Origin of the sequence: Streptomyces murinus (assembly GCF_002154555.1) — a bacterium.
In the GTDB taxonomy this organism is placed as follows: domain Bacteria; phylum Actinomycetota; class Actinomycetes; order Streptomycetales; family Streptomycetaceae; genus Streptomyces; species Streptomyces murinus.
The window spans coordinates 1-6,953 of the sequence record NZ_MUNF01000724.1; the positions used below are offsets into that span (position 1 = coordinate 1).

Below are 6,953 nucleotides of genomic sequence, written 5' to 3' on the forward strand. Positions count from 1 at the left end.
CGCCGGTACCGGCGGCGGCCGAGGGCGAGGACGTGGAGACCGTACGGCTGTCGGTGACGGACCTGCCGGCCATGTGCGAGGCTCTCACCGGCGTCGACGCGGTGATCCACCTCGGCGGGCTGAGTGTCGAGGGGCCCTGGGACGAGATCCTCGACATCAACATCAACGGCACCCGCACGGTCCTCGAAGCGGCCCGCCGGGCAGGCGTGCCCCGGGTGATCATCGCGAGCAGCAGCCATGCGGTGGGGTTCCACCCCCGGAGCGAGGGCGAGGCGCCCGACTACCTCTTCCCCCGCCCCGACACCTACTACGGCGTGAGCAAGGTGGCCGCCGAGGCCCTGGGCAGCCTCTACCACGACCGCTACGGCCTGGACGTGGTCTGCGTCCGTATCGGCGGCTGCTTCGAACGCCCCATCGCGACCCGGCAGTTGGCCACCTGGCTCTCCCCCGCCGACTGCGCCCGCCTGATGGAGGCCCTGATCGCGGCGCCCTCACCAGGGTTCCGTGTGGTGTGGGGCGTCTCGGACAACACCCGTCGCTGGTTCGCACTGGACGAGGCACGCGCGCTGGGCTACGAGCCGCAGGACGACGCCGAGCGCTTCGCCGGGGAACTCGAAGGCCGTCATGACCCGTTGGACGAGATCTACTTGGGCGGGGCGTTCTGCTCGCCTTCACTGAACGCGGACGACGGCACGGGCGCCACGGACAGCACAGACAACACAGACAGCACGAACAGCACAGACGCGAACGGCTGACTCCGCGCACAACTCACCCCTCTCCCCCGCGAGTTCACCCCTCACCGCCCCGTTCGACCCGGAGGTTCGATCGATGACCGACATCACGTCCGCCCCGCTGCGGGGAATCAGCCCGCGTACCGGTGAGCCCGTCGGCGATCCGGTCGCCGTGTCCACCGCGACGGACGTCGACGCCGCGGCCCGCGCCGCCGCCCGCGCGTTCCCCGTCTGGTCCGCGGTGCCCGCCGCCGACCGGGCCCGGGCCCTCGACGCCGCCGCCGACGCGCTGGACGCGGCCCGCGACGAACTGGTCGCCGTCGCCGACGCGGAGACCGCGCTCGGTGTGGTCCGGCTGACCGGCGAGGTGGGCCGCACCAGTGGCCAGCTCCGTCTGTTCGCCGAGGTGCTGCGTGACGGCGGCCATGTGCAGGCCGTACTCACCCCGGCCGATCCGGCCACGGGGCGTCCCGACATCCGCCGGATGCGGCAGGCGATCGGGCCGGTGGCGGTGTTCAGCGCCTCCAACTTCCCCTTCGCCTTCTCCGTGGCGGGCGGCGACACGGCCTCGGCGCTCGCGGCCGGCTGCCCGGTGGTCGTCAAGGCGCACGAGGGCCACCCGGCGACCTCGGCCGCGGTCGCGCGCGTCGTCGCCGGGGCGCTGCGCGAGGCGGGCGCGCCCGAGGGTGTCCTCGGCCTCGTCACCGGTTTCGAGGCCGGTGCGGCGCTGGTGAACCACCCGGCCGTCAAGGCAGCCGGCTTCACCGGCTCGCAGTCCGGCGGACGGGCCCTGTACGACCTCGCCGCCGCCCGCCCGGAGCCGATCCCGTTCTACGGCGAACTCGGCAGCGTGAACCCGGTGGTGGTCCTCCCCGGCGCCGCGGCCGAACGCGCCCCGGAGATCGCGCAGGGGTACGCGCAGTCGCTCACCCTGGGCACCGGCCAGTTCTGCACCAACCCGGGGCTGCTGTTCGTCCCCGAGGACGGCGCGCTGGTGGACGCCGTCGCGGCCGAGGTCGGCGCGGCCACGACCGGGGCGATGCTGACGTCCCGGATCCGGGACGGGTACCGGGCCAAGGTGGCCGAGTTGGACGAGACCGCGGACCTCCACCTGCTGGCCTCCGGAAGCGCGGGCGGCGACTCCTTCGCGGTGGCCCCGCGCGTATGGCGGCTGTCCCTGAAGTCCTTCGCGGACCGGCTGGACACCCTGGCCGAGGAGTGCTTCGGCCCGGCCGGACTGGTGGTGACCTACCCGGACCTGGACTCGCTGACCGAGGTCCTGGCAGCCCTGCCCGGCAGCCTGACCGGCTCGGTGCACGCCACGGCCGGCGACGCGGCGGCGGCCGCGCGGGTGGTGACGGCGCTGCGGCACCGCGTGGGCCGCCTCATCCACAACGGCTGGCCGACCGGCGTCGCCGTCTGCTGGGCCATGCACCACGGCGGCCCCTGGCCCTCGACGACGGCCCCGCTGCACACCTCGGTCGGCGCCACCGCGATCGACCGCTGGCTGGTCCCGATCGCCTACCAGGACTGGCCCGACGACCTCCTCCCACCGGAACTCCAGGACGCGAACCCGCTGGGGGTCCCGCGCCGAGTGGGCTGACTCGCTCCGCCGATGAACGGCTGAGTACCACGGCGCCGGTCCCGCGTTCCCTCGTTCCGTGTGGGGACGCCCGGCGCGGAAGACCGGTGCCGATCGGCTGTTGACCCCGCGCCGGCACCTTGGGCAGACTACCCGCCATGCCCACCCCTGAGCGCCTGGTCGAAGACGGTATGCGTCATTGGGGCCGGCTGGCCGACCGGCCCGCTGTCGTCGATCCGCTGGAGGTGTACGGCGGGCTCGCGCGGCGGTTGAAGCGGGTGCGGCTCAAGGAGTGGGTCGGGTTCACCCTTTCGCATCCGGACTGGTACTCGTCACTGATCATCCAGGACGCGCACTATCTCGCCAGCTCGGAGATCTACGCCTACGACCGGACGCGCGGTGTGCTCCACCAGCACGCGGCCAACGCGGCCGGCGGCAGTCCCGTGTTGCCCGCCGAACTGCTGGAGAACGCCTGCCGGTTCGAGCGGGACGGGTATCGGGTCGCCTATTCCTTTTCGCGTACGTCGGCGCGGCATCGGATCGAGATCGACATCGCCGGGACGGCGAAGGCCCCGGCCATCCGCGGTGAGCTCGAACTCGACGCCGAGGCGGCCACCGCTCCGCTCTCGGTCAGCTCGCGGTTGCCGGGCGGGAGCATGTACACGCACAAGGCCGCCTTCCCCGCCTCCGGTGTGCTCCGCGTCGGGGACACCGAGGTCGTCTTCGAGCCGGATCGCGATCTGGCGATACTCGATGAGCACCGCTCGCTGCTGCCGTACCGGACCAACTGGGTCTGGGGGACGTTCGCGACGTCGACGGATGCCGGCCCGGTCGTCGGGGCCAACTTCGCGGCGCGGCCCGAACTGGCCGGGGAGCCGGAGGAGTCCTGTCTGTGGACGCCGGGCCGGTGTGAGCCGCTCGGCGACATCGCCTTCGAGCCCGCGTCGGCCGATCCGTCGGCCGCCTGGCACATCGCCTCCCGGGACGGGCGCCTCGATGTCGTCTTCGAGCCGGAGGGCCGTAAGCAGGTGAAGCACAATCTCGGTCTCTTCGCGGTCGACTACTTCCAGCTCTTCGGGCGCTACCGAGGTGTACTCCGCGGCGCCGAGGGCGAGTTCGAGATCAAGGACGTGCACGGGGTCTGCGAAAGCATGAAGGCCCGCCTGTAAGCCGTGCGGGTCAGCTCCGCGTCAGTCCCGCGTCAGCCGGGTCTGTCACTCTTCTTCATGTGAACGGGGCCCGGGAAACCGGGAACCGGGAGCGAGGAGAGGTGCCCGGAGTGGTTGATCGGGGATCGGCGAGCACGTCTCGAGGTCGGATCCGCAAGGGTCCACGCAGGTTCGAATCCTGCCCTCTCCGCAACGCCACAGTGTCCCGCGGCCGTGCTGCCGCGGGACACTCCGGGTTTTTCCGGCGGTGTCGGTCAGGCGCCGTGCTGGACCGGACCGATCAGGGTGCCGGAGGCGACGGAGAACTTGCCCTCGGCGAAGGACGTGCCGGGAATCTCACCGCCCGGGGCCTGGAGCGTGAACGACGCCTCGTCCGAGGCCGTGCCGCGGTGCATGTTCGGAACCTGGATGTCGAAGTGCACCGGGTGGCCCGGGCCGAAGGTCACCTTCGTCTTCTGGTCGCCGTAGTGCCCGGCGGCGACACCGGTCTGCTTGCCGTGGTTCGAGAACCGTACGCCGGTGGGCGAACCGGCCAGCACGCAGGACTCGTATCCGCGGGCGGCGGTCAGGGTCACGCGATAGTGGCTGTGCCCCGAGCTGGCGGGCGCCGCGGCGATCGTCGCCGTGTGGTTGGCCGGACGACAGGCCGAGGGCGCGACGCTCCTGGCCGTCGTGGGTGCGGCCACGGCGATTCCCCCGCCCGCGGTGACCGCCAGCGCGAGTGCGGCCACGGCGGCGAATGCGTGCTTCTTGCTCATACGAACACTCCTTGTCGTGCAATGGCCCGGCGGGTGTTCTCCACCGGGACCATGGTCGACGTGAGCCTGCCCCCGATCTTGCGTTCGGAATGTCTCAGTATGGGTACGAGCGTCACGGATCCGCCACGGCAGGCACTGACCGGCCCCGAGGACCCCGCCCCGGAAGTTCGGCCGCCCTGAGCGCGGATTCCTCGTCCTCCAGGCCGAGCATGGCCTTTTCGTCGGCGGTGCCGGGGACCGCCTGGTAGACGACCATCCGCTGGCCGCCCGTCCGTGCCAGTCGCATGACCTCGTAGGTCAGGGTCATGGGTCCGACCTCGGGGTGCCGGAAGTTCTTCTGGCCGCCGCCGCGTTCGCAGACGTCGTACCGCTCCCACAGTCGGGCGAACTCCAGGGATTTCAGCACCAGTTCGCCGACCAGAGTGGTCAGTTCGGGGTTGTCCGGATCGGCGCCGGCGACCGCCCGCAGATGCGCGACCGAGAGGGCGACGGTGTCCTCCCAGGGTTCGTAGAGCGTCCTGCCCAGCGGGTGCAGGAAGAGGTAACGGGTCACGTTGCGCTGGTGCTCCGGCCAGTCCCACAGGCCGGGCAGCAGTCGTCGGCCCGGCGGGTTGGCGGCCAGGACGCGGTTGTAGCGGCTCACGACATAGGCGGGCAGCGGGCGTACCGATTCCAACACGCGCAGCACGGACTCGCGGACCGCGTGGTCCGCGCAGGCCGGGAGTTCGGAGGTACGGCCGGAGGCCAACTCGGCGAGTTCATGGAGGCGTTCGTAGCCGTCGCCGCGCAGCCGCAGGGCACGGCCGAGGGCGTCGACGACGGCGATCGAGGGATTGGTCTCGCGGCCGCGTTCGAGGCGGATGTAGTAGTCCACGCTCACACCGGCCAGCGCGGCCAGTTCCTCACGGCGCAGTCCGGGGGTGCGGCGCAGGCCCGCTCCGCTGGGGAGGCCGACGTCCTCCGGGCGTATCTGGGCCCTGCGGGCTTTCAGATATCTGCCGAGTTCGGTACCCCGTGCGTCTGTTGCTGCTCCCATTCGATCAATTGTGGCAGGCGTACGGGGGTGTTGGGGGGCCGTGTCAGGGCCTGGAACACCGCACCCCGGGTACGGCGCGGTCTGCCGAACGCCGCCGTCCGGGCGCAGAGTTGATCCCGGAGCGGGCGGCCCGACGGCGCGGAACCCAGGGGGTGCGTGACACCGGACCGCGGTCCCGGCGTTCGTGGCCGCCCGCCGATCCGTCCTCGACGGACACCGTCGACCGTGCCTGAACATCCAGGAGGCCACCATGCCGGGCACCCCTCCCCCGTCCCCGACCGCCACCACCGACCAGGGGCGCGCGCCCGGCTCGCCGCTGCCCGAGGTACGGCGACGGCAGCCGGACCGGGCCCGACCAGCCGAGGCGGGCGCCGGTGCCGAGGCGCCCCGGCGGGCCGGGGTCGCGCTGGTCGCCGCGCTGCTCGGGTTCACCGTGATCACCATCGATGTGTCGGCCGTGAACATCGCGTTGCCCTCGATCCGGGAGTCCCTGGACGGCGGGATGGCGGGGCTCCAGTGGGTGGTGGACGCGTACACGCTGATGTTCGCCGCGCTGATGCTCTCGGCCGGTGCCATCGCCGACCGCGCGGGCGCCCGGCGAGCCTACGCCTGGGGTGTCGCCCTGTTCACCCTGGCCTCCCTCGGCTGCGCGCTGGCGCCCGGGATCGGGGTACTGGTCGCCGCGCGGGTGGCGCAGGGCGGGGCCGCCGCGGTCGTGATGCCGGCCTCGCTGGCGCTGATCCGGCAGGCGCACGAGGACAGCGGGGAGCGGGCGCGGGCCATCGCACTGTGGACCGTCGGCGGTTCGGTGGCGATGGCCGCGGGTCCGGTACTGGGCGGGCTGCTCACCGAGTCGGCCGGCTGGCGGGCGGTGTTTTTGCTCAACCTCCCGGTGGGCGCGGTGATTCTCGGCCTGCTGACACGGGTGCCGCGCTCGCCGCGCCGGCCCGCCGCGCTGGACGGGTTCGGCCAGTTGACCGCCGTACTGGCCCTGGCCGGGCTCGCCGTCGCGGTGATCGAGGGCGGTCATCTGGGCTGGACCAGTCTGCCGGTGCTGGGCGCGGGCGCGCTCGCCGTCGTCTCCGGGTTCGTGTTCCGCGTCGTGGAGTCCCGGCATCGTCAGCCCATGATTCCGCCGGCGCTGCTGCGGGAGCGCCGGGTGGCCGTTCCGCTCGCGGTCGGTTTCGCCGTCAACGCCGCCTTCTACGGCGGGATCTTCCTACTGGGGTTGTACTACCAGCAGTTGCGGGGGATGTCGGCGACGGCGGCCGGGCTGATGTTCGTGCCGATGTCGGCGGTGGTGACGGCGACGAATCTGGTCTCACCGCGTCTCGCGGAGCGGTTCGGGCGGCGGTCGGTGATCGTCCTCGGCCAACTGGTCTTCACCGACGCGATGTTGGTCATGCTGCCGCTGGCCGGGGACACCCCGGTGTGGCTGGTCCTGGTCCTGCTGCTGCCGCTGAGCATGGGCGGCGCGGTGGCGGTGCCAGCGCTGACCGCGCTGCTGATCGACGCGGTCCCCGCGGAACGCGCGGGAACGGCCTCGGGCCTGCTCAACTCCCTCCGGCAACTGGGCGGCGCGCTGGCCGTCGCCCTCTTCGGCGGCCTGCTCGCCGGTTCCGACGGCGGCTTCTCGCTCCCCGGCATGCGCGTCGGGCTGCTGGCCGTCGCCGCGCT

The 6,953-nt window shown here is 72.4% G+C and carries 6 protein-coding genes and 1 pseudogene; 5 read left to right on the top strand and 2 right to left on the bottom strand.

From position 1 onward, the window contains the following. The 4 genes and pseudogenes from CCN72_RS33905 to CCN72_RS39335 form a co-directional block, all read left to right on the top strand. Positions 1 to 755 (top strand): NAD-dependent epimerase/dehydratase family protein (locus tag CCN72_RS33905; protein ID WP_107430235.1); only part of this gene is annotated, 755 nt, incomplete at its 5' end. A 73-nt stretch (positions 756 to 828) separates the two neighbouring features. Continuing rightward, on the top strand, positions 829 to 2,334 hold the full coding sequence (locus CCN72_RS33910; RefSeq protein ID WP_086812127.1) for an aldehyde dehydrogenase (NADP(+)): 1,506 nt from the start codon (positions 829 to 831) through the stop codon (positions 2,332 to 2,334). A 137-nt stretch (positions 2,335 to 2,471) separates the two neighbouring features. Beyond that, a complete protein-coding gene (locus tag CCN72_RS33915; protein WP_086812129.1) occupies positions 2,472 to 3,482 on the top strand; it encodes a DUF2804 domain-containing protein in 1,011 nt (336 codons plus the stop codon). A 95-nt stretch (positions 3,483 to 3,577) separates the two neighbouring features. Continuing rightward, positions 3,578 to 3,672 (top strand): annotated as a pseudogene (locus tag CCN72_RS39335). Positions 3,673 to 3,736: 64 nt separating this feature from the next. Here the strand turns inward: CCN72_RS39335 and CCN72_RS33920 are convergent. Both CCN72_RS33920 and CCN72_RS33925 read right to left on the bottom strand, forming a co-directional pair. Further along, a complete protein-coding gene (locus tag CCN72_RS33920; protein WP_086812130.1) occupies positions 3,737 to 4,240 on the bottom strand; it encodes a DUF4232 domain-containing protein in 504 nt (167 codons plus the stop codon). Between the two features lie 112 nt (positions 4,241 to 4,352). Beyond that, positions 4,353 to 5,276: a helix-turn-helix domain-containing protein gene (locus CCN72_RS33925; RefSeq protein WP_086812132.1), complete on the bottom strand. Its 924-nt coding sequence runs from the start codon at positions 5,274 to 5,276 to the stop codon at positions 4,353 to 4,355. Between the two features lie 250 nt (positions 5,277 to 5,526). Between CCN72_RS33925 and CCN72_RS33930 the strand changes: the two genes are divergently transcribed. After that, on the top strand, positions 5,527 to 6,953 hold a 1,427-nt coding region (locus tag CCN72_RS33930; protein ID WP_086812134.1), incomplete at its 3' end, for an MFS transporter.